This window comes from uncultured Megasphaera sp. (assembly GCF_900539295.1).
GTDB lineage: Bacteria > Bacillota > Negativicutes > Veillonellales > Megasphaeraceae > Megasphaera.
In genome coordinates this window covers 1-22,256 of record NZ_UQBH01000011.1, presented here as the reverse complement: position 1 = coordinate 22,256, position 22,256 = coordinate 1, and the positions used below count along the sequence as shown (strand labels likewise).

Below are 22,256 nucleotides of genomic sequence, written 5' to 3'. Positions count from 1 at the left end.
TTGTGTAAAATATATTCAAAAGGGTTGACGAACGGTAAATTAATGATTATATTAGAATTTGGGGTTAGAGGCCCTGATTCTGCAGAAAGGGAGAGTACCGTACATGATTCAAGTATATAAGCACAGCAACGGCCATTTGGACGGAAATATTTCCTTGGCATCGGCTGAAAAAGGCTCGTGGATCAACGTCGTAAATCCGGATTCCGACGATTTGCAGCTCGTATCCATGGTCACGGAAATCCCCACAGATGTTTTGAAAACCGCCTTGGACACGGAAGAACGTTCTCACGTCGAAATCGAAGACGAGTACATCTTCGTCGTCATCAACATCCCGATCATCCGGGAAACGGACAGTTATGACACCTTGCCGCTGGGCATTTTCATCACATCGGACTTCATCGTCACCCTCTGTATCGAAGAGACGGAAGTCATGCGCGCATTCACCAAAAACACCTATCCCTTATTCTATACCTTTAAAAAGACGCGCTTCTTATTTCAGATTCTCCATCGTTCGGCTACCTTGTTCCTTCGCTACTTAATGCAAATCAACCACCGAACCGATGATATCGAAGAAATCCTGCGCCATTCCATGCGCAACAAGGAATTCTTCCTGCTCTTAGAATTACAGAAATCCTTGACGTACTTCACCTCGGCTCTGCGGGGCAACGGCATCGTCATGGAGCGCCTCATGCGCCTGCGCCGCAATACGGCCCTTCACCATCTCATCAAGATGTATGAAGAAGACGAAGACCTCCTGGAAGACGTCATCATCGAAAACAAACAGGCTATCGAAATGGTTGAAATGTATTCCAACATCCTCATGAGTATGTCCGATACCTTCGCTTCGATCATTTCCAACAACCTGAACTTAGTCATGAAATTCTTGGCATCGGTCACGATCATGCTGGCTGTTCCGACGATTATCTTCAGTTTATGGGGCATCAACGTACAGGTCCCCTTCCAAGATACGGCGAACGGCTTCTTTTATGTGTCCGGAATCGCCTTAGTCTGTACCATTACCGCCGCAATTTTGCTGTGGCGAAAGGATTTATTCTAAAATACGCCTCGTCCGGCAACCATGGTCTTGATCGGTTCAAAAGACCGCCGGTGAATCGGACAGGGTCCATATTCCCGAAGCGCTTCCATATGCATTTTCGTCAAATATCCCTTGTGGACGGCAAAGCCGTACTGGGGATATTTTTTATCGTATTCGACCATCAACCGGTCTCGCGTGACCTTGGCGATGATCGACGCTGCGGCGATGGACGCGCTTAAGGCGTCGCCGTGAACTAAGGACCGATGCGGCAGGGACAGGTCCCTGAGGGGCATGGCGTCGACCAGGACGGCTTCAGCCGGAACCGAAAGATGTTCTACAGTCTCATACATGGCCTGCATCGTCGCATGGTAGATGTCGAGGCGGTCGATGTCCTTTTCCGACTTTGAAATGCAGGACACGGCGACGGCTTCGGCCATGATTTTATCGTACAGCTCTTCCCTTTTGGCGGGCTGTACTTTTTTGCTGTCATTGAGGCCCGGACAGTCCCAATAAGGGGGCAGGATGACGGCTGCCACCATGACCGGACCCGCCGCAGGGCCACGGCCGGCTTCGTCGATACCGGCCACATGGTACAGGCCCTGGCGGTAATACTGCCCTTCCGGATCATAGAGGTGCAGGACCCGTTCCCGTTCCTCTTCTTCCTTGATTTTCCGCTTCATGTAGGCATCGGCCAGCTTTCGGACCGACACCCGGCCGTCGTCCTTCATGGCCGAGAGCAGGCCTTCGATGTCCCGGCCTTGGGCCAACAGATTTTTCAGGTCAGCCACCTTTAATTTGGCAATGTCCATGTCATTCATTCCCTTCAAATTCACCGAGGCGGTCGAGGGAAATGGCGCCGATCGTACCTTCGCGAAATTCCTTCAAGATGAGCTTATACGTCTTTTCTAAATCGACGACGCCGCCGGAGACGATGCAGCCCCGCTTGCGGCCGATGGCTTCGATCGTATCCAAGGGCTTTTCGCAGAGGTCGTCCAATTTATAGCGGCCCTTCAATGCGTCGGGATACTGGGCCGACAGCTGTTCGATGAGCTGGGCGATGACCGTTTCCATATCGAAGACGGTGTCGGAAATGGCCCCCGTCGCCGCCAATCGGTAGGCGCTGGTCTGGTTTTCCAGTTTCGGCCACAAGACGCCCGGCGTATCGAGGAGGTCGAGCTGGTCGCCGATGTGGACCCACTGCTTGCCCTTCGTTTCCCCGGGCTTATCGGCCGTCTTGGCGGCGCTTCTGTGGGATAACTTATTGATCAGCGTCGACTTGCCGACGTTGGGGATGCCCAGGATCATGGTCCGAACAGCGCGGTTCTTGAGGCCTCGGGCCTTCCAGCGTTCGAGCTTCGGCGCAGCTAAGGAGCGGATGAGGGACACGAGCTGCTTGACGCCCTTGCCGCCCTTGCTGTTGAGGGCCATGACCTTGCGGCCCTGCTGTTTATAATAGGCGACCCATTCGTCGACGACGGCAGGATCGGCCAGGTCGGCCTTATTGAGGACGACGATGGAGGGCTTGTCGCCGATGAGGGATTTTATCATGGGATTGGTGCTGCTCAGGGGGATGCGGGCATCGACGAGTTCGATGACGACATCGATGATCTTGAGATTTTCCTGAATCAGGCGCTTGGCTTTGGCCATATGGCCGGGATACCAGTTGATTATCATGGGAACTCCTTTATAGAAAAAAAGAAAGGGGGCTGTCATAAAAACAGCCCCTTTTCGCTGTCCGCAGACAGCCTTTTACAGTATAACCGATTTCGTCCTTCGTTGGCTTACCACAGGGCATGCTTTCGATAAACGAGATTAACCTTCTCTGGTTGCGCTCAAATGCTGGATGTGGGCGATGACTTCGTCGATCGGCTTGTCGCCTAAATCGCCTTTCGAACGGTCGCGCAGGCCGAAGGCTCCGGCTTCCATTTCCTTATCGCCGACGACGGCCATGTAAGGAACTTTTTCCATCTGAGCCTTGCGGATCTTGTAACCCAGTTTTTCATTGCTTTCGTCGACTTCGACGCGGATGCCTTGAGCTTCCATCTTCTTGGCGACGTCCTGGCAGTAAGCCAGGTGTTTTTCAGAGATCGGCAGGATCTTGATCTGAACCGGAGCCAGCCAGGTCGGGAAGGCACCGGCATAGTTTTCGGTCAAGATGCCGATGAAGCGTTCGATCGAACCGTAGACGACGCGGTGAATCATGACCGGACGGTGTTTCTGGCCGTCTTCCCCGGTGTAGGTAAGGTTGAATTTTTCCGGCAGGAGCATATCGAGCTGGATCGTGCCGCACTGCCAGGTACGACCGATGGAGTCCTTCAGGTGGAAGTCGATCTTCGGACCGTAGAAAGCGCCGTCGCCTTCGTTGATGGTGTAGTCGAGGCCGAAGTCGTCCATGGCCTTGCGAAGGGCGTCGGTCGTCATTTCCCAGGTTGCGTCGTCGCCCATGGAGTTGTCCGGACGAGTCGACAGTTCAGCGTGGTAGGTCAGGCCGAAGGTTGCATAGACTTCGTCGAAGAGGCGGATCGTTTCCTGGATGACGTCTTCGATTTGGCTGGGCATCATGAAGATGTGGGCATCGTCCTGAGTGAAGCAGCGGACGCGGAACAGGCCGTGGAGGGCGCCGGACAATTCATGACGGTGAACGAGTCCCAGTTCGCCGATGCGCAGGGGCAGTTCCTTATAGGAATGAGGTTCGTTGGCGTAGACCAACATGCCGCCCGGGCAGTTCATCGGTTTGATGGCATAGTCTTCATCGTCGATCTTGGTGAAGTACATGTTTTCTTTGTAATGATCCCAGTGGCCGGAAGTTTCCCAGAGTTCGCGGTTCATGATCATCGGGGTCATGACCTGCTGGTAGCCGTAGCGGCGATGAACTTCGCGCCAGTAATCGATGAGGAGATTGCGGACGATCATGCCCTTCGGCAGGAAGAACGGGAAGCCCGGGCCGTATTCGCTGAGCATGAACAGGCCCAGCTGTTTGCCCAATTTACGATGGTCGCGCTTTTCGGCTTCTTCCATCATCTTCAAATAGGCATCGAGTTCGGATTTCTTTTCAAAAGCCGTGCCGTAGATACGCTGGAGCATCTTGTTCTTTTCATCGCCCCGCCAGTAAGCACCGGCAACGGTCTGGATTTTGAAGGCTTTGACCCGGCCTGTCGATTCGCAGTGCGGACCGGCACAGAGGTCGTAAAAGTCGCCCTGGCGATAGAGGGAGATGACGGCGTCTTCCGGAAGGTCTTCGATGAGTTCTACTTTATAGTCCTGGCCGGCATCTTTGAAGAGCTTCAAAGCATCGGCACGGGACAGGACTTCCTTGGTAATGGGAAGGTTTTCTTTTACGATTTTAGCCATTTCAGCTTCAATGGCGCCGAAGTCGTCCTGTGTGAAACGGTGTTCGGTATCGAGGTCATAGTAGAAGCCGTTTTCAATGGACGGGCCGATGGCGAACTTAACGCCCGGATAGAGGTGCTGAATCGCCTGGGCCATGATATGAGAGGCAGTATGGCGAAGGGTATCCTTCCCTTCCTGGTCTTCAAAGGTAAAGAATTCGACTGTCGAGCCGTCGACGATCGTTTCACGAAGGTCCGTGACTTCGCCGTTTACCCTTGCGACTAATACCTTCTTTGCAAGACTGTTGCTCAGTTCTTTAACGGCCTGGGCAAGAGAAATGCCATCGGAAAATTGTTTTTTGCTTCCATCTTTCAACAGTAATTCTGCCATACGAAACATCCTCCTTAATAAAAAAAGCCCCCGTCCCCAAGGGACGAGAGCATTACTCACGTGGTTCCACCCTAGTTCACCGAGAAAAATCCCAGTGTACTCAAGCGCCGTAACGGGGCGTCCGGAGCTCCCTACTCAGTTCGGAAACTCAGCTCTAAGGCGGTAACTCTATCAGTCTTTATAAGGTACTCTCAGCAACGTACCTCTCTCTGCAATAAAGGAGCTGTAAAGTGTTGTCCTTTTCAAAGCTTTTATCTTATATCTAAGGTATGCGTAAATTATACGGCAGGTTCCGGACCTTGTCAAGTCACGGAAAGCATCTTTCCATCAGGAATATGTCTTCAAAAAAAAGCACTGTCTCAGAGAGACAGTGCTTTTATCATGCACGATCAAGTAGCTTATGCGAGGCCTTTCTGTTTCTTGATAGCTGCCGTGAGCATCGGGAGAACTTTGTAGACGTCGCCTACGATACCGTAGTCGCAAACTTTGAAGATCGGAGCGTCTTCGTCTTTGTTGATAGCGATGACGCAGTCAGAGCCGGACATACCAGCCAAGTGCTGAATAGCACCGGAGATAGCGCAGGCAATGTAGATCTTCGGAGCAACGGTTTTACCCGTCTGGCCGACCTGATGGAGAGCGCTGATCCAGCCAGCGTCAACAGCAGCACGGGAAGCGCCGACAGCGCCGCCGAGAACGTCTGCACATTCTTTCAGGATGCCCGTTGCGAACGGTTCTTCACCATTCATGCCGCGGCCGCCGGAAACGATGATGTCAGCGTCTTCGATCTTAACGCCTTCGCCGCCCATTTTAATGAGTTCGACGAAACGAGTCATCATGTCAGCATCGGAAACTTTAACTTCTTTTTCGATAACTTCGCCCGTTGCATTGGGGTCAGCTTCCGGTTTTTTGAAAACGTGAGGACGAACCGTACCCATCTGCGGGCGGTTGTCTTTACAAATGATTTCAGCCATGATGTTGCCGCCGAGAGCCGGACGAGTCCAGACGATGGTCTTGCCGTCGTCGTCAACGCTGAGCTGCGTGCAGTCAGCCGTAAGGCCGGTTTTCAAGGTGTTGGCAACGCGAGGGCCGAGGTCACGGCCGATGTTGGTAGCACCGACGAGGAATACGTTAGCTTTTTCTTCTTCGAAGAAGTCGCAAAGAACTTTTGCATATGCCGTCGTATTGTAATGTTCGAGTTTCGGATCGTCATAGACGAAAACTTTATGAGCACCGTGAGCGATCAATTCCTGTGCCAACGGTTTTACATCCTTACCAATCAAAATAGCGCCGACTTCGTCGCCAATGGTGTCAGCCAAGATGCGGGCCTGACCCAACAATTCAAAAGATACATCACGTAATTTGCCTTCGAACTGTTCAGCAATTACATAAATGCCTTTGCATTCTGCTAAATCCATTTTCACTGTTCCTCCTTGAATTAAATGATTTTCTGGGCAGTCAGTTTTTCCATGAGCTGGTCGACGATTGCCTGTTCGTTGTCGTCTTCAACTTTGAGAACGAGACCGCCGGATCTCTGAGGCGGAGTGAAAGTTTTACGAACTTTTGTCGGAGAACCACTCAAACCGATAAGCGTTTCGTCAACGCCAATAGCAGCGGCGTCTAAGGTCGGGATTTCACGGCGTTTTGCTTTCATCGTGCCGCGAATGGTCGGGAAACGCGGTTCATTCAAGTCTTTTACTGCGGTGATGAGGACAGGGAAATTAGCTTCAGTTACGATGTAGCCTTCTTCATTTTCCTGCTGGACAGTGACTTTGTCGCCTTCAACTTTGATGTCGCGAGCATACGTAATCTGCGGAATACCGAGTTCGCAAGCAATCTGCGGGCCAACCTGAGCGGTATCGCCGTCGATAGCCTGTTTGCCGCAAAGAACCAAATCAAATTTTTCGATGCCTTTGAGTTCAGCAACTTTTTTAACAGCCTGTGCCAAAGCATAGCCCGTGGCTAACGTATCGGAGCCGCCGAGTTTACGGTCAGATACGAGATAAGCATCGTCAGCACCCATAGCGAGACCTTCACGAAGGACATCTTTAGCCTGTTCAGGACCCATGGAGAGTAACGTGACTTTGACGTTATCCTTATCAGCATCTTTCAACTGCAGAGCACCTTCCAGTGCGTTCTGGTCGAAGGGGTTGAAAATGTTAGGAACACCAGCACGAATGATGGTATTTTTTACGGGGTCAATCTTAACTTCTGCTGTGTCCGGAACCTGTTTGACACATACCAATATTTCCATTTACGTTTGCCTCCTAAAGTCTTTTTTTATGCAACAGGCTTGGCTGATGCCAAGCCTGCATCATAAATTTCAATTATCTTAACAGAGCACCTGCGGTAACCATGAGCTGAACTTCGTTCGTGCCTTCGTAGATCTGAGTGATCTTAGCATCGCGCATATGACGAGCAGCCGGATATTCTTCGCTGTAGCCATAGCCGCCGAAGATCTGGACAGCTTCAGTGGAAACGCGCATAGCTACGTCGGAAGCAACGCGTTTTGCGATAGCAGCTTCAACCGTGAACGGTTTGCCTTCCTGTTTCAAGCAGGCAGCTTTGTAAACGAGGTTACGAGCAGCTTCGATCTGCATCTTCATGTCAGCCAATTTGAAGGAAACGGACTGGAATTTGCAGAGCGGTTTGCCGAACTGTACACGCTGTTTGGAGTATTCAACAGCATCTGCCAAAGCAGCTTCTGCGATACCGAGAGCCTGAGCGCCGACGCCGATACGGCCGCCGTCGAGGGTCATCATAGCGATCTTGAAGCCTTTGCCTTCTTCGCCGAGCATGTTTTCAGCCGGAACTTTGACGTCCTGGAATACGAGTTCCATCGTGACGGACGTGTGGATACCCATCTTGTCTTCTTTTTTGCCATAAGTGAAGCCAGGCATGCCGTCTTCGAGGATGAAGGCCGTGATGCCGTGGTTGCCTTTGCTCTTGTCGGTCATAGCGAAGACAATGTAGATATCAGCGTGGCCGCCGTTGGTGATGAAAATCTTGGAGCCGTTCAGGGTGTACGTGCCGTCGTCGTTTTTAACAGCAACAGTCTGCTGGCCGGAAGCGTCGGTACCGGCATTCGGTTCAGTCAAGCCGAAAGCGCCGAGTTTCGTGCCTTCAACCAAGGGAACCAAGAATTTTTCTTTCTGTTCTTCCGTACCAAACTGCCAAATCGGGTTAGCGCAGAGGGAAACCGTTGCAGACAGGGTGATGGAAACGCCGGCATCATACTTAGCCAATTCTTCAACAGCCAGGATGTAGCTCAAAACGTCGCCGCCGTCATCGCCGGCACCGCCGTACTTTTCTTCAAAGTAAGCGCCCGTGATGCCCAAGCTGAGCAGTTCAGCGATAAGTGCGTCATCATAAATGCCCTGATGGTCGCGTTCCATAATCGTAGGAGCCAGTCTCTTTTCACCGAAATCTCTAGCGAGGTTCATAAAATCCTGTTGTACTTCTGTTAAGTTAAAATCCATGATGTGTCCACTCTCCTTAGTGTATAGTTAATTTACAGTAAAGCCTTAAGATAAAAACCTGGAATCTGAGACAATACATTGTCCGGTCAATTCAAATCAGCCTGGATATATATTCACACGGTCTCAGTGCTTACAAGTGCATTGTACAACTTTTCACAAGTTAAATCAATAGCAAAAGTGCTATAAATCACAATATAACCATTCCATTTTCTCATCCTAAAGCATTAACAAGACTTTTTTGTACTAGTGAGGCAAAAAGCAAAAAATAGCCTTGACACGGTACGTCTCATTTTTCGCCGCGGATTTATTTCTTATCCCTAACTATACCTGTTGCAAATATTAAGGAAAGCTTACGGTTGTATTATAGCACGGATACCCCGGAAGTTGTCAAGGATATGTGCCGTAATTCCCCAAATTTTATAATCGCCGTACGTATAAATCTTTACATTGTAGGTCCGGCGCTGCCGCCACTGGCCTCGCATGGGCATGGCCACATCCTGGGGAAAGTCCGTCGCCGGCCGGGTTGCCAGCTCGATGCGGCCGATTTCAGGCTTATGGTCGTCGAACCATTTCAAGGGAACCGTAAAGGTATGGTCCACTTCGCCGGCGCTCAGGGTAAAGTCCGTCGTATCCATATAGGCGGCAAAGGGCCAGACAGTGACGCCGACGGGCGATTCCAGGTAGTCCAGGGGGCCCCAGAGGTGGAGGTGGTCGGCCGTGACGCCCAGTTCTTCCCTCGTTTCCCGCAGGGCTGCGTCTAAGGGACTCTTGTCGGCCGGATCGATGCGGCCGCCGGGAAAGCAGATTTCGCCGGGCTGCCAATCGAGTTTGCTGCTGCGGACTTCAAAGACCAGGTGCTCTTCCCCGTCTTTGTGAATGACCGGAACCAAGACGGCACAGGGAACGGTATTGAGGCAGGGGTTTTGGCGGACAATGCGTTCAGGCCAAGGCGTAAAAGGCTTCATGTCAATCTCCTTTCAGTCATATAAGTCATATATTACGTTACAATAAGTACAATCTAAAGAAAAGGAGACTGCCTGACAGACAGTCCCCTCCTTCTTTTTGAGTGCATTTTTATTTGACGACGATATTGATGATTTTCTTCGGTACGACGATGAATTTGACGACCTTTTTATCGCCGATGAATTCTTTGATGTGCGGCAGGGCCAAGACTTCTGCTTCGAGGGCGTCTTTGTCGGCATCGACGGAAACGGTCAGGCGGTCGCGGACTTTGCCGTTGACCTGGATCGGCAGTTCGATTTCGTCGACGACGAGGGCCGTCTTATCGACTTGCGGCCAGGATTCCTGGTGGACGCTGCCTTCAAAACCGCAGATCTGCCACAGTTCTTCCGTAATGTGCGGCGTGAACGGTGCCAAGATCTTCAGCAGGTTCTTATTGGCTTCGACGGCGACGTCTTCGTGGATCGTCGTATTGGCGCCGGCATAGGCGTGCATGGCGTTGACGTATTCCATGATCGAGCTGACAGCCGTATTGAGGCCGTAGTCTCCGTCTTTGCCGAGAACGTCTTCCGTAACCTTGGCGATGGCCTTGAATTCTTCAAAGCGCAGTTCTTTTTCCCCATCGGTATACTTCTTATCGGCCGCACCGATTTTTTCCATTTCCTGGAACTGGTGGACGATGCGCCATACGCGGTTGAGGAAGCGGTATGAGCCTTCGACGCCCTGATCGGACCAAGCCAGATCGCGTTCCGGCGGAGCGGCAAAGAGGATGAACAAGCGGGCCGTATCGGCACCGTATTTGGCAATGATGTCTTCCGGCGATACGATGTTGCCCTTGGACTTACTCATCTTGCTGCCGTCGAGGAGTACCATCCCCTGGGTCAAGAGGCGTTCAAAGGGTTCTTTCTTATCGACGAGGCCGGCGTCATGGAAGACCTTCATGAAGAACCGGGAGTACATGAGGTGCAAAATGGCGTGTTCGATGCCGCCGATGTACTGGTCGACGTTCATCCAGTGATTGGCCTTCTTGGGATCCCAGGCCTGCTGGTCGTTGCGGGCATCGGTATAGCGCAGGAAGTACCACGACGAGCAGATAAAGGTATCCATCGTGTCTGTTTCCCGCTTGGCCGGACCGCCGCATTTCGGGCAGGTGCAGTTGACGAAGTTTTCGCTCGTCGCCAAGGGCGATACGGCACCGGCCGTGAATTCGACGTCTTCCGGCAGCTTGATCGGCAGCTGGTCTTCAGGGACGAGCTGTTCGCCGCATTTCGGGCAGTAGATGATAGGAATGGGAGCGCCCCAATAGCGCTGACGGGAAATGAGCCAGTCGCGGAGCTTATAGTTGACGGTCTTCTTGCCGAGACCTTTGTCAGCCAGCCACTGGGTGATGGCTTTGCGGCCTTCTTCGTCGGTGAGGCCGTCGAATTCGCCGGAATTGACCAAGGTCCCCGGTTCGTGGTAAGCCCCTTCCATAGTGGCTAAATCGAGATTCTTTTCTTTATTCTGAACGACCAGGCGCAAAGGCAGGTCAAAGGCTTTGGCAAATTCCCAGTCGCGCTGGTCGTGAGCCGGTACGCCCATGACGGCACCGGTGCCGTAGTCGGCTAAGACGTAGTTGGCGATCCAAATGGGGACCTTTTCGTTGTTGACCGGGTTTACGGCATAAGCGCCGGTAAACATGCCTTCTTTTTTGGCATCCGTTGCCGTGCGGTCGATGTCGCTCATGTTCTTCATGCGGGTAATGAAGGCCTGAAGTTCGGCTTCATTTTCCTTGCCCTTGATGAGGCTGGCGACGTATTCGTGTTCCGGTGCCAAGACGATGTAGGTGACGCCGAAGATCGTATCGACACGGGTCGAGAACATGGGAACCTTTTTGCCGATTTCCGGGATGTCGAAGGAGAATTCAGCCCCTTCGCTGCGGCCAATCCAGTTCTTCTGCATGGTCTTGACGCGTTCCGGCCAGCCCGGCAGTTCCTGAAGGTCGTCCAAGAGGCGGTCGGCATAGTCCGTAATCTTGAAGAACCACTGTTTCAGGTCCTTTTTGACGACGGGATTGTCGCAGCGCCAGCACTTGCCTTCAATGACCTGTTCGTTGGCCAAAACGGTGTTGCACGTATCGCACCAGTTGACCTTGGCTTCTTTCCGGTAAGCCAGGCCCCGTTTGTAGAACAGTTCAAAGATCCACTGCGTCCATTTATAGTACTTTTCATGACACGTAGCGACTTCGCGGTCCCAGTCATAGGACAGGCCCAGGGCCTTCTGCTGGCGGGTCATGTTTTCAATATTGCTGTAGGTCCAGTCTGCCGGCGGGATATTGTGTTTAATCGCTGCATTTTCAGCAGGCATGCCGAAGGCATCGTAACCCATAGGATGGAGAACGTTGAAGCCGTTCATGCGGCGGTAGCGGGCGATGACGTCGCCGATGGTGTAGTTGCGGACGTGGCCCATATGAAGATTTCCCGACGGATACGGGAACATTTCCAATACGTAATACGGCGGCTTGCCGTTGTCTTCGCTGCAGCAGTCACAGTGGTGTTCTTCCCATACGTGCTGCCATTTCTTTTCGATTTCCTGTGGAATATACTTTTCCAATATAAGAGCCTCCTATCCTGCCCCATTCAAAATACAGACGGCCTGTCTTACAGGGTCTTGAGTAATATTATAGTGGCCTCATGGCGTCAAGTCAATTCATGTTTTGCAAATCCCTGCCAAAAATGAGCCGGTTCAAATCCTTTTCGCCAAAAAGCTGCGCCCTTCAATCCATAAGTTTGAATGAGGTCAGCCTTAGCTTTTAAAGATTTTTCATCTTCTATCCAAATTTTAACGGTACCCGTTTTTAGGGGCAGTTCCAAGTAGTAGAGGCCCAGGTCCGGCTTCCAGACGACGTAGTTCTTATAAGCCTTGAGGACGGCTTCGCTGTCGGCCATGGTCAGGGTACGGACGAAGAGCCTGGCCTTGCCGGAAGGCACTGCCTGAGGCGCCGTTTCGGCTTTGACGACAGGTTTCACCAGCCGGCCGGAAGCCCGTTGATACAGATCGCCGTCGAAGTCGATGGGAACGACGACGCCCTTTCTGTTTTCGTCAGCCACGAGAGCCGCTTCTTCGGCTGCCGTTTTGACTTCGACCCGCATCGGTTCATTCACCTTGGCCTGATCTTCGTCTTTACGGACGTCGGCCTTGGCAGCTTTTACCGGCGGCGCACCGACGACGGCCGGCCAGTCGGCCAGGTTCTGCGGCAGGTCGCGGCCGTCTTTCGATTCGTACCACAGGCGCATGTAGAGGGGCATGCCCAGGACGATTTTATCGGCCGGCGCCAATTTCAAGGTATTCTGAACGGCCCGTTCTACCCAGGGGTAGGTGGCAACGGGGCCGGCAACGGGACTGGTCCGGCCGACCTGGTCGTAGGCCATGATCATCAGGTAGTCGAGATGAGGCGCCAAGGCAGCCCGGTCGTAGACCATGGACCAATTGGGGCTGTCCGACGGCGGCGTGACGTCCATGGACAGTTTCAGGCCATAGGCATGGGCGGCGTCGGAAATCTTGCGGACGAAGGCCGTCAGCTTGTCTTTGTCGCTGTAATTGATGTTTTCAAAGTCGATGTTGTAGCCTTTAAAATCGTAGAGGATGGCGTAGCCTATGAGCTGGCGGATCATCGTATCCTGAAGGCGGCTGTCACTTAGGATCTGATGGGTCAGCTTGGGGTCAAAGTTATTGTCGACCAGAGGCCACATGGCGTAGCCCTTGGCGGCGTAGGTTTCGGCCAGCATGTCGAAGTCGGGGTTGCGCAGTTCGATGCCCTTGGCGGTCATTCTGAAGGCCGTCGGCGACATGATCGGCTGCTGCGTCCGAAGTTCCGGCAGATCGGCGTCTTCCTTCATGAGGGGATCCCAAAAGAGGACCAGGCCCATCTTCCCTTCTTTCCCGACGGGATCCTTACGGTCCTGTTCCTGACGCAGTTCGGGAGCGGCGTTTACGGGCTGTTCCGGCGGCAGGAGGCTGTTTTTCTCGGTCGGATTTTCAGCCAGGACGTAGCTGATGCCCAGGGGACGGCGGACGTTTTTGATATTGATGGTCCGGCCGCCGCTGACAGCCCGTCCGGGAAGGGTCAGCTGGACCGGTTCGCCCTGCCAGGCCGTCGAGCCGTTTTCAGCCTTAGGCAGGCGGAACCAATAGGTTCCCTTGCTCTTGTCGGCCTCTTTGATGCCGTACTGGCTGAGGGCCTTGTCCGATACCAGCCAGCGTCCCTGATCTTCGACGATTTCAAGGTCTTTGACGACTTCAGCGGGAATGGGGTTGGCCACGGTCGGCACGTTAAAAGCCGGGTCCGTGGCTTTCGCATTATCGTCAGAGGCGGCAGCAAAGGAAAAAGCCGTCAGGGACAAGGTGATCAGTCCCGTCAGGCAAGAAAGTTTCATCGCACGATTATATTTCATCGTTCTTTCCTCCTCGTGAGGATTGGAAAAAAAAGTTCAATCCTGTATAATTCTATGGTGAACGCGAACAATTTTCAAATCCCGTCCATATTTTCTCATTATACCACACCTAAAGGAGGTTTTATATTGCATCAGTATCTATTTTTCATCGGCTCCTTCCCCGTCCGGGCTTACGGACTGTTATTTATGCTGGGCATCATCTCGTCGGGCCTCACGGCGTACTACATCATGAAGCGCGACGGCCGCGGCTGGCACGTCCACATCTTCGACTTCACCATGTACTGCGGCCTGGCCGGCATCGTCGGCGGCCGCCTGTGGGACGTCTTCTTCTTCGACTGGGCCTATTATCAGCATCACCTGACAGAAATCCCCTACGTCTGGCAAGGCGGCATGGCCATCCAGGGCGGTCTCTTGTTCGGCGCCATTGCAGGCTACCTCTATACGAAGCACTACCACATCGATACCTGGGCCTTCGGCGACCTTCTGGCACCGGCCATCATCCTGGGCCAGTCCATCGGCCGCATGGCCAACCTCATGAACGGCGACGCCTTCGGCCATCCGACGGGCGGAAACTTCGGCATCGTCTATCCCGAATCGACCCTGGCCTATCAGACCTACAGCAGTCAGCCTTTATGGCCGGCTGAAGTCTGGGAAGGACAGATCGACGTCCTGGTCTTCGTCGTCCTCCTCTTCTACAGCTCCTTCCCCCACAAGAAGGGCCAGGTATTCAGCCTCTACGTCATGCTCTACGCCATTGAACGCTTCTTCCTGGAATTTCTCCGCGGCGACTACGTCGACCTGACCATGGGCCTGAAATCGGCTCAGATGACCAGCGTCATCGCCTTCGTCATCGCCCTCGTCGTCTTCGTCTACCTCCAATTCAAAGGTACGCAGGATAGGGACGACAAGGCCCAAGCCTAAAAAAATACGTTTCGATACAAAAAGGACAGCTCCATCAAAACGATGGGGCTGTCCTTTTATCGTGCGATGCAGGGCACCGCTGTGTTGTAATGCCTTCCTTAGTTGCCCTTTTCCAAGGCAGCCTTTAAGGTATGCCATGCCAGGACGGCGCATTTAACACGGGCCGGCATGTTGGAAATGTTCTTCAGGGCAATGGCGTCTTCCAATTCTTCCAGCTGATCGTCGTCGGTAATTTCCCGCTTGATCATATCCAGGAAGAGATCGACCAGGCGCAGGGCTTCTTCGACGCTCTTGCCTTTGATGAGGTCGATCATGATATCGGCCGAGGCCTGGCTGATGGCACAGCCGTGGCCCGTATAGGCAGCGTCTTTGACGACGCCGTCCTGAATGTCGGCCTGGAGGGTGATATCGTCGCCGCAGCTCGGATTATGGCCGTGTTCACTGATGTTGGCAACGTCCAAGAGGCGTTTATTCGCTTGCGATTGATTGTGTTCCAGGATGATGTCGGAATACAATTCGTTCATATTTTCCATAACTCGTTGAACACTCCTTAGTCTTTAAAACCCATCTGCTTGCGGACGAGAGGCAGTTTTTCCAGGAAGTAGTCGACTTCTTCTTCCGTATTGTAGATATAGAAGCTGGCCCGGTTCGACGCTTCTACGCCTAAGTGAGCGCCGAGAGGCTGGGCGCAGTGATGGCCCGAACGGATGGCGATGCCGAAGCTGTCGAGGATGGTCGCTGCGTCATGAGGATGGACGCCGTCGATGGTGAAGGTAATGACACCGGTCTTTTCCGACGGATCGGTGCTGCCGATGATGTGGATGTGAGGAATCTTTTCCATCCCTTCCAGGCAGCGTTTGGTCAAGGCTTCTTCGTGGGCTTCGACCTTGTCCATGCCCAGTTTTTCCAAATAGTCGATGGCAGCATGGAGGGCGACGGCGCCTTCGACGTTCTGCGAACCGGCTTCAAATTTGAAGGGCAGTTCATTGAAGGTCGTCGACTGTTCCTTAACGTATTCGATCATGTCGCCGCCGAGGAGGAAGGGTTCCATCCCTTCGAGGATGGCCTTTTTCCCGTATAGGACGCCCGTGCTGGCCGAGCCGCACATCTTGTGGCCCGAGAAGACGAAGAAGTCGCAGTCCATATCCTGGACGTCGGTCTTCATATGCGGTACGGACTGAGCGCCGTCGACGATGGCAATGGCACCGACGGAATGAGCCTTGGCGACGATGTCCTTGACGGGACGCTTCATGCCGAAGACGTTGCTGACGGCAGCGAAGGAAACGATCTTGGTCTTGTCATCGATCTTAGCTAAGTCTTCGTCCGTGAAGTGACCTTCTTTATCGAGGTACATGAATTCCAGGACGGCACCGGTCTTTTCACAGACCCGCTGCCAGGTTACCAGGTTGGAATGGTGTTCGGAAATGGGGATGACAATCTTGTCGCCCTTTTTCAGCTTCGGTTCGGCGTAGCTGCGGGCAATGAGGTTCAAGGCTTCCGTCGTATTGCGGACGAAAACGATTTCTTCCGTCGACGGGGCATTGATGAAGCGGCGGACCGATTCACGAGCTTCATCGTACAGTTCGCCGGCTTCGATGCTGAGGATGTGAGCGCCGCGATGAGGATTGCCATTGTGATGTTCGAGGAGATCTACGATGGCGTCAATGACCTGACGCGGTTTCTGCGTCGTAGCGGCGTTATCGAAATAAACGATGGGATGTCCGTTATGGACCTTAGTCAAGATGGGGAAATCTTTGCGTACATTTAGCATGGCAATCACCTTTCTTGCGGCAGAACTGCATTTTTTCACGTACAGCTTGGAGCGCTTTATTTTCTAAATCCTTATCGCCCAGGGCATCGATGACCGGGCGGATGTTCGATTCGACGATAATCAGCTGGGCGCCGATTTCGTTAAAGCCGCGGCTCATGAGGTAGAACAGCTTGTCCTGGTCGATCTGACCGGCACTGGCGGCATGGTTGCCGACGACGTCGTCTTCCTTGCAGAGCAGGAGCGGTACGGAAATGGAGTGGACCTGAGGGCTGAGGAGGATGCAGATATCCGATTCAGAGCCGACGGCCTTCTTGCTGCCCCGCAGGAAATCGATGGTGCCGCGGAAGTACTTCTTCGACGTGTCGAGGAGGGCGCCTGTCGTCAAGATATCCGTATTGGTCTTGACGCCCTTGGTAGGTACCCAATAGGAGAAGTCGACGATCTGGTCGTCGTCGCCGAGGTACATGGCCTGACTGTTGAAATTGCTTTCGTCGGTCATGAGGTCGGTCTTATAGTAGACGATGGCCGTCTTGCCGCCTAATTCGGCACTGACGTAGTCGATGGTGCTTTCCTTGCCGGCATCGCCGTAGCGGTGTTCGACGTGGCGCACGCCGCGGCCGTTGAGCTGGACCTTGCTGATCTTGACGCGGGCATGTTCGCCGGTCTTGACGTAGGTCAGGAAGTTGACCATGCCGTCTTCGGCGTCGCCGTCAAATTCGAGGAAGACCGTTACATCGCTGTACGGTGCGGCTTCGATTTTAAGCTGTGCCGAAAGCTGGGGCAAATCAGAGCTGACGCTGTATTTCAAATGAACCGTGCCCTTCTGGTGTTCGCCGATGGTGACGGCGACGCCGGAATTGGCCTTGTTCAGTGCACTTTCAAGGGCTTCCTCATTGGAACCCTGAAAATCACCGAGGTCGGGAATGCCGTTGCCGTCATAGAAATTGACGGAAACGTCGCCGTCGTGGCGTTCTTCCGGGCGGTATGCCGAGCCTTTCTGTTCAGGCAGGCGGTCCAATTCGAGGTAATTAACTTTCATCCAGCGAAAAGTCGGGCGCGGGAGTTGGTTATACTGGATTTTATCTGTATTAGCTGCCATAATATTCCTCCTCCCTATTTCAACGAACCCTTGAGTTCGAGGTTAATCAGGTTATTCATTTCTACGGCGTATTCAAGGGGCAAGGCCTTGGATACGGGTTCGACGAAGCCGCGGACGAGCATGGCCCGGGCGTCATCTTCACTGAGGCCGCGGCTCATGAGGTAGAAGATGGCTTCATCGGAAATACGGCCGATGGAAGCTTCATGACCGAGGTCGATGTTGTCGTTCTTGACGATGATAGCCGGAATCGTATCGGACTGCGATTCTTCATCGAGCATCAGCGATTCGCAGCTGACGTTGGCTTTGGCGCCGTCGGCAGGCGGGTTGATGACGACGCTGCCGCGGTAAATGCTGACGCCGCCGCTCTTGCTGAGGGACTTGGAGTTGATGTTGCTCGTCGTGTTGGGCGCGTTGTGGACGACCTTCGAGCCCGTGTCGAGGAACTGGCCGGCACCGGCAAAGGTGACGCCTGTAAACTCGCAGTGAGCGCCTTCCCCATTGAGGATACTCATGGGATAGAGGCACGACGTATGGGAACCGAAGGAGCCCGTGACCCAGTTGATCCGGCCGTTTTTGCCGACGATGGCCCGCTTGGTATTGAGGTTGTACATATTCTTGGACCAGTTTTCAATGGTCGAATAGGTCAGCTCTGCATCGTCGCCGATGAACAGTTCGACGCAGCCGGCGTGAAGGTTGGCCACGTTGTACTTCGGAGCCGAACAGCCTTCGATGAAGTGGACCTTGGCCCCTTTTTCAACGATGATCATGGTGTGTTCGAACTGGCCTGCCCCCGGTGCATTGAGGCGGAAATAACTCTGGAGCGGAATCGATACGTCGACGCCGGCCGGCACGTAGACGAAGGAGCCACCGGACCAAACGGCGCCGTGAAGGGCGGCAAACTTGTGGTCTGTCGGCGGAACGAGCTTCATGAAGTGAGCCTTGACGATGTCTTCGTACTGATCGAGGGCCGTATCGAAGTCGGTGTAGACGACGCCCTGCTGGACGAGTTCGTCCTGAATGCTGTGATAGACGACTTCCGAGTCGTACTGTGCGCCGACACCGGCCAAAGACGTCTTTTCCGCTTCGGGAATGCCCAGGCGGTCAAAGGTATCCTTGATATCGTCAGGTACTTCGTCCCAATTGCCTTTCATCTGGGAATTGGGTCGGACGTAGGTGACGATGTTGTCCATGTCGAGTTCGCTGATGTCAGGACCCCAGTTCGGATATTCCATGCGGTTGAACAGGTCCAGGGACTTGAGGCGGAAATCGAGCATCCACTGCGGTTCGTGCTTCTTTTCCGAGATTTCCCGAACGATGTCTTCCGTCAGACCGGCATCGGTCTTATAGGAATAGGTAAAATCTTTTTTAAAGTTATACATATTGCCGAAATCAGCAAAGGTATCGATGGTCTTGCGTTCGTCAGCCATCTTGCTCTGCTGTGAGGCAAATTTTTCCTTGTTGTCAGCCATAGCTGTACCTCCCACTAACCTTTGTATGCGTCGTAACCGTTGGCTTCAATCGCCTGGATGAGGGATGCGTCGCCGGTCTTGACGATCTTACCGTCGATAAGGATGTGAACGAAATCCGGTTTGAGCTGCTGCAGGATCTCGCTGTGGTGAGTAATGACCATGATGGAATTGTTTTCGTTGTGGTACTGAGCGACCGTTTCCGATACGATACGGACAGCATCGACGTCGAGGCCCGAGTCGATTTCATCGAGCATGGTCAGTTTCGGTTCGAGCATGCACATCTGAAGGATTTCCGTCTTTTTCCGTTCCCCGCCGGAGAAGCCGTCATTGACGTAGCGTTCGGCGTAAGACTTGTCCATCTTGAGCTGATCCATTTGGGCGTGGAGCTTCTTGCGGAAAGGCATGATGCGCTGCTGGCCGGAAATGGTGCTCTTGGCGTTGCGGACGAAGTTTTCAACGGAAATACCCTGAACAGCGATAGGCTGCTGGAAGGCCATGAAGATGCCGGCTTTGGCACGTTCGTTGACGGCAGCTTCCGTAATGTCCTGACCTTCGAAGAAAATCTTCCCGGCCGTGACGACGTATTTCGGATTGCCCATGATGGCATTGAACAGCGTCGATTTGCCGGCGCCGTTGGAACCCATGATGACATGCGTTTCGCCTGTATTGATCGTCAAATCGAGGCCTTTGAGGATTTCTTTGCCTTCGACGGCGATGTGCAAGCCTTCTACTCTTAATAATTCACTCATCATTATCACTCCTACATAAGTTCTACGTTTTACTAAGCATCTGCACGGCGATGCAGAAACGTAATGGTTGCCTATATTGATAAAGTATACCAATTAGATACACTTACTTTACTGTTCTTAATGTACTCCATAAACGCCACAAAGTCAACCTATTTAGTCGCGTTTTTGACTATTTTTTATCTACTTTGTCCTTCATCCAACGGGCCCGTCGTTCACTGTGCATCCAAAGCTGCATGGCACAGACCAGGACGGCTGCCGCCGACAGGACCAAAATCCCTGTCGACGGACCGTCTACGATCACGGCATAGATCAAAAAAGCATAGACGACGACCCACAGAAAGAGCTTGAGCCGCATCAGTTTTGACCACTTAGCCACAGGCATCGCATCCTTTGCAGTCCCCTTCTTCAGGGGCACCGAAGAGACGGGCCTTCTGGCCGCGCATGGCAAGTGTCGCCTGGATGTACATGGCGCATTCGATACGTTTCTTTTGGATCTGACAGCTGAGGTCATAAGGCGTCTTGATGTCGCCGCCGTATTTGATGTTGTTGGCATGGCAGCCGCCGCTGCAGAAGAATTTAGCCCAGCATTCGCAGCAGATGGGCTTGTTGAGGACGTGCATGTCCCGGAACAAGGGCGGCAGGGTCGTATTGGTCACGCCGTCATAGACGTTGCCGATGACGTATTCATCCTGGCCGACGAACTGATGGCAGGGATAGATATCGCCGTTGGGGACGACGCACATGTATTCGTGGCCGGCACCGCAGCCGCGGAGGCGCTTGGCGATGCAGGGGCCGCGGTAGAGGTCCATGATGAAGTGATAATAGATGAAGGGACGGCCTTCGTCGAGGCGCTTCAAGTAGAATTCGGCTAAGTTGTCGTATTCATCGAAGATGCGGGGCAGGTCCTTTTCGGTAATGGCATAGGACAGGTCGTCGCCGACGACGGGTTCCATGGACAGGCCTTCAAAGCCGAGGTCGGCCATGTGTTCGACGTCTTTCGTAAAGTCCAGGTTGTACGTTGTATACGTACCGCGGACATAGTACTCTTCCCCATTGCGATGCTTGGCCGCATAGACCTGATTGTCGGCACAGGTCTTATAGGAGCTGCGGCCGCCGGCGTCGGGACGCATGCGGTCGTGGACTTCGGGACGGCCGTCGAGGCTGAGGATGAGGCTGATGTGATTGTCCGTCAGGTACTTGACCTTAGCCGGGTCGAGGAGCATGCCGTTCGTCGTCAGGGACAGTTTAAAGACCTTGTCATGGATCTTTTCCTGCTCACGGATGTATTCGATGGTCTGCTTGACGACGCCGAAGTTCATGAGCGGTTCACCGCCGAAGAAGTCGATTTCGCAGTGCTGGCGCTTGCCTTCGGTGCTGCGGATCAAGAGGTCGACGGCATTCTTCGCTACGTCAAAGCTCATCAATTCCCGCTTGTGCGTGTCGTAGTCGCCTTGGGAGGCAAAACAGTACTGACAGCGCAGATTGCAGTCGTGAGCGATGTTCAGGCACAGGGACTTGATGACCGGTTCTTCTTCGGCGACGACTTTGAAGTTTTCCGTCATGGGCGCGAAGAGGAGTTCCTTCTTGATCAGTTCATCGAGCTCGCCGAGGATGTCGTCGAGGTCTTGTTTATCGTAAGTACCGGCAAAGGCTTCGTAGACGGCTTCTTTATTGGTGCCGTCGTAGACGTCGAGGACATCGTAGGTCATCTTGTCGATGACGTTGATGATGCCGCTGTTGACGTCGAGGAGCATGTAGGTACCATTTTGACAGTATTTATGAATCATTGGTTTAATTTCAGCCATGAATAATCTTTCCTCCATGCAAAAAGAAGGGGGTGCCGCGTGAGCGACGCCCCTTTTCCTTGAATAACTTATTTTGTGCAGATCTGATTGCCAACGGTGCAAGAAGTCTTGCAGGCGGACTGGCAGGACGTCTGACATTCGCTGCAGCCAGCGTGCTGTGCCGTCTTCTGGATAGATTCCGTATTAATCGTAATGATGTGTTTTGCCATGATCTTCACCTCGCTATCAAAGATTATGCTTTATTTTACCACATTACAGACGATTCTACAACAGAAGTCAAAACTATAAGAGTTTAAAACCTTCAAAGAAGAAGTTCTTCCCGATGCTGATGACCAGGGATCGTTCTTCAAATACGTCATTCGTGTCAAAGAAAACGTCAAAGCCTTCTTGATAGGTGGCATAGATCGAGGTAATGCGCTGTAAGCACCCGATAATGTCCTCAGCTGTCACTTCCGGCTCGCCGTCAGAGCGCCATTTCTTATTCTTGAAGCCGGCGATGAGCGGCGCATGGGAGACGACTTGGGATTGGTGTTCCAAAACCCAGTTCCAGATTTCCTCGCCATACTGCTGTGCCTGTTCCTCTTGGCCTTCAGGGAGTCCGTCGAGGGTAAACAAAACGGGGCGGCCTTCAACCATGATTTCATCCATGTAGCTGCCTTTGACATATTTTAAATTCACAGAAGCACCTCCTGCAAAATCATGTGGAGCATGAAGAATAGTTATGTCTAACGTATTAATTTTATCGTGCATTCAGGAGATTGTCAATCAAAACCACCAGTTTAACTGGTGGTTTGCTCAGGCCCTATAAGGGCCTATC

At 52.9% G+C, this 22,256-nt stretch carries 20 protein-coding genes and 1 other annotated feature; of the genes, 2 read left to right on the top strand and 18 right to left on the bottom strand.

The window, feature by feature from the left end:
• The first annotated feature begins 103 nt into the window (after positions 1-103).
• Positions 104-1,057 carry a magnesium transporter CorA family protein gene (locus QZQ46_RS05175; protein WP_296827488.1) on the top strand — a complete coding sequence of 318 codons (954 nt, stop codon included), beginning with the start codon at positions 104-106 and terminating at the stop codon, positions 1,055-1,057.
• Here the strand turns inward: QZQ46_RS05175 and QZQ46_RS05170 are convergent.
• From QZQ46_RS05170 to QZQ46_RS05130, 9 genes are all read right to left on the bottom strand, one after another.
• Positions 1,054-1,845: a ribonuclease HII gene (locus QZQ46_RS05170; protein WP_296827485.1), complete on the bottom strand. Its 792-nt coding sequence runs from the start codon at positions 1,843-1,845 to the stop codon at positions 1,054-1,056. The genes QZQ46_RS05175 and QZQ46_RS05170 overlap by 4 nt on opposite strands.
• A gap of 1 nt (position 1,846) precedes the next feature.
• On the bottom strand, positions 1,847-2,710 hold the full coding sequence (ylqF, locus tag QZQ46_RS05165; protein ID WP_296827483.1) for a ribosome biogenesis GTPase YlqF: 864 nt from the start codon (positions 2,708-2,710) through the stop codon (positions 1,847-1,849).
• A gap of 138 nt (positions 2,711-2,848) precedes the next feature.
• Complete coding sequence (gene thrS / locus QZQ46_RS05160) at positions 2,849-4,756, bottom strand: threonine--tRNA ligase (protein ID WP_296827481.1); 1,908 nt, start codon at positions 4,754-4,756, stop codon at positions 2,849-2,851.
• A 36-nt stretch (positions 4,757-4,792) separates the two neighbouring features.
• Positions 4,793-5,011, bottom strand: a binding site (T-box leader).
• 143 nt (positions 5,012-5,154) lie between these two features.
• The gene (locus QZQ46_RS05155; protein WP_296827479.1) at positions 5,155-6,171 is read right to left on the bottom strand and encodes an electron transfer flavoprotein subunit alpha/FixB family protein; all 1,017 of its coding nucleotides are present in this window, start codon (positions 6,169-6,171) and stop codon (positions 5,155-5,157) included.
• Positions 6,172-6,191: 20 nt separating this feature from the next.
• Positions 6,192-7,007, bottom strand: a complete 816-nt coding sequence (locus QZQ46_RS05150; protein WP_044503461.1) for an electron transfer flavoprotein subunit beta/FixA family protein — start codon at positions 7,005-7,007, stop codon at positions 6,192-6,194.
• A 73-nt stretch (positions 7,008-7,080) separates the two neighbouring features.
• Complete coding sequence (locus tag QZQ46_RS05145; protein WP_044503460.1) at positions 7,081-8,232, bottom strand: acyl-CoA dehydrogenase; 1,152 nt, start codon at positions 8,230-8,232, stop codon at positions 7,081-7,083.
• Between the two features lie 350 nt (positions 8,233-8,582).
• A complete protein-coding gene (locus tag QZQ46_RS05140) occupies positions 8,583-9,197 on the bottom strand; it encodes a CoA pyrophosphatase (protein ID WP_296827477.1) in 615 nt (204 codons plus the stop codon).
• Between the two features lie 109 nt (positions 9,198-9,306).
• Positions 9,307-11,787, bottom strand: coding sequence for a leucine--tRNA ligase (gene leuS / locus QZQ46_RS05135; protein ID WP_296827565.1), 2,481 nt, complete (start codon positions 11,785-11,787; stop codon positions 9,307-9,309).
• 83 nt (positions 11,788-11,870) lie between these two features.
• A complete protein-coding gene (locus QZQ46_RS05130; RefSeq protein ID WP_296827474.1) occupies positions 11,871-13,625 on the bottom strand; it encodes a glycosyl hydrolase family 18 protein in 1,755 nt (584 codons plus the stop codon).
• Positions 13,626-13,751: 126 nt separating this feature from the next.
• Here QZQ46_RS05130 and lgt point away from each other — a divergent pair, with 126 nt between their 5' ends.
• Positions 13,752-14,546 carry a prolipoprotein diacylglyceryl transferase gene (gene lgt, locus QZQ46_RS05125; RefSeq protein WP_296827472.1) on the top strand — a complete coding sequence of 265 codons (795 nt, stop codon included), beginning with the start codon at positions 13,752-13,754 and terminating at the stop codon, positions 14,544-14,546.
• Positions 14,547-14,644: 98 nt separating this feature from the next.
• Here the strand turns inward: lgt and sufU are convergent, their stop codons facing one another.
• The 9 genes from sufU to QZQ46_RS05080 form a co-directional block, all read right to left on the bottom strand.
• Positions 14,645-15,079, bottom strand: coding sequence for a Fe-S cluster assembly sulfur transfer protein SufU (gene sufU / locus QZQ46_RS05120; RefSeq protein WP_296827469.1), 435 nt, complete (start codon positions 15,077-15,079; stop codon positions 14,645-14,647).
• 17 nt (positions 15,080-15,096) lie between these two features.
• Positions 15,097-16,317 (bottom strand): aminotransferase class V-fold PLP-dependent enzyme, encoded by a 1,221-nt coding sequence (locus tag QZQ46_RS05115; RefSeq protein ID WP_296827467.1) that lies wholly within the window; start codon positions 16,315-16,317, stop codon positions 15,097-15,099.
• Positions 16,280-17,416, bottom strand: a complete 1,137-nt coding sequence (locus tag QZQ46_RS05110) for a SufD family Fe-S cluster assembly protein (RefSeq protein ID WP_296827465.1) — start codon at positions 17,414-17,416, stop codon at positions 16,280-16,282. The genes QZQ46_RS05115 and QZQ46_RS05110 overlap by 38 nt, the downstream gene beginning before the upstream one ends.
• A 14-nt stretch (positions 17,417-17,430) precedes the next feature.
• On the bottom strand, positions 17,431-18,843 hold the full coding sequence (gene sufB / locus QZQ46_RS05105; protein ID WP_154651841.1) for a Fe-S cluster assembly protein SufB: 1,413 nt from the start codon (positions 18,841-18,843) through the stop codon (positions 17,431-17,433).
• A gap of 56 nt (positions 18,844-18,899) precedes the next feature.
• Positions 18,900-19,634, bottom strand: coding sequence for a Fe-S cluster assembly ATPase SufC (gene sufC / locus QZQ46_RS05100; RefSeq protein WP_296827462.1), 735 nt, complete (start codon positions 19,632-19,634; stop codon positions 18,900-18,902).
• 169 nt (positions 19,635-19,803) lie between these two features.
• Positions 19,804-20,016, bottom strand: coding sequence for a hypothetical protein (locus QZQ46_RS05095; protein WP_296827460.1), 213 nt, complete (start codon positions 20,014-20,016; stop codon positions 19,804-19,806).
• Complete coding sequence (scfB, locus tag QZQ46_RS05090) at positions 20,003-21,439, bottom strand: thioether cross-link-forming SCIFF peptide maturase (RefSeq protein WP_296827458.1); 1,437 nt, start codon at positions 21,437-21,439, stop codon at positions 20,003-20,005. Before scfB ends, QZQ46_RS05095 begins: the two co-directional genes overlap by 14 nt.
• A 68-nt stretch (positions 21,440-21,507) precedes the next feature.
• A complete protein-coding gene (gene scfA / locus QZQ46_RS05085) occupies positions 21,508-21,648 on the bottom strand; it encodes a six-cysteine ranthipeptide SCIFF (protein ID WP_014017076.1) in 141 nt (46 codons plus the stop codon).
• 73 nt (positions 21,649-21,721) lie between these two features.
• Positions 21,722-22,117, bottom strand: a complete 396-nt coding sequence (locus tag QZQ46_RS05080; protein WP_296827455.1) for a hypothetical protein — start codon at positions 22,115-22,117, stop codon at positions 21,722-21,724.
• Positions 22,118-22,256: the final 139 nt, after the last annotated feature.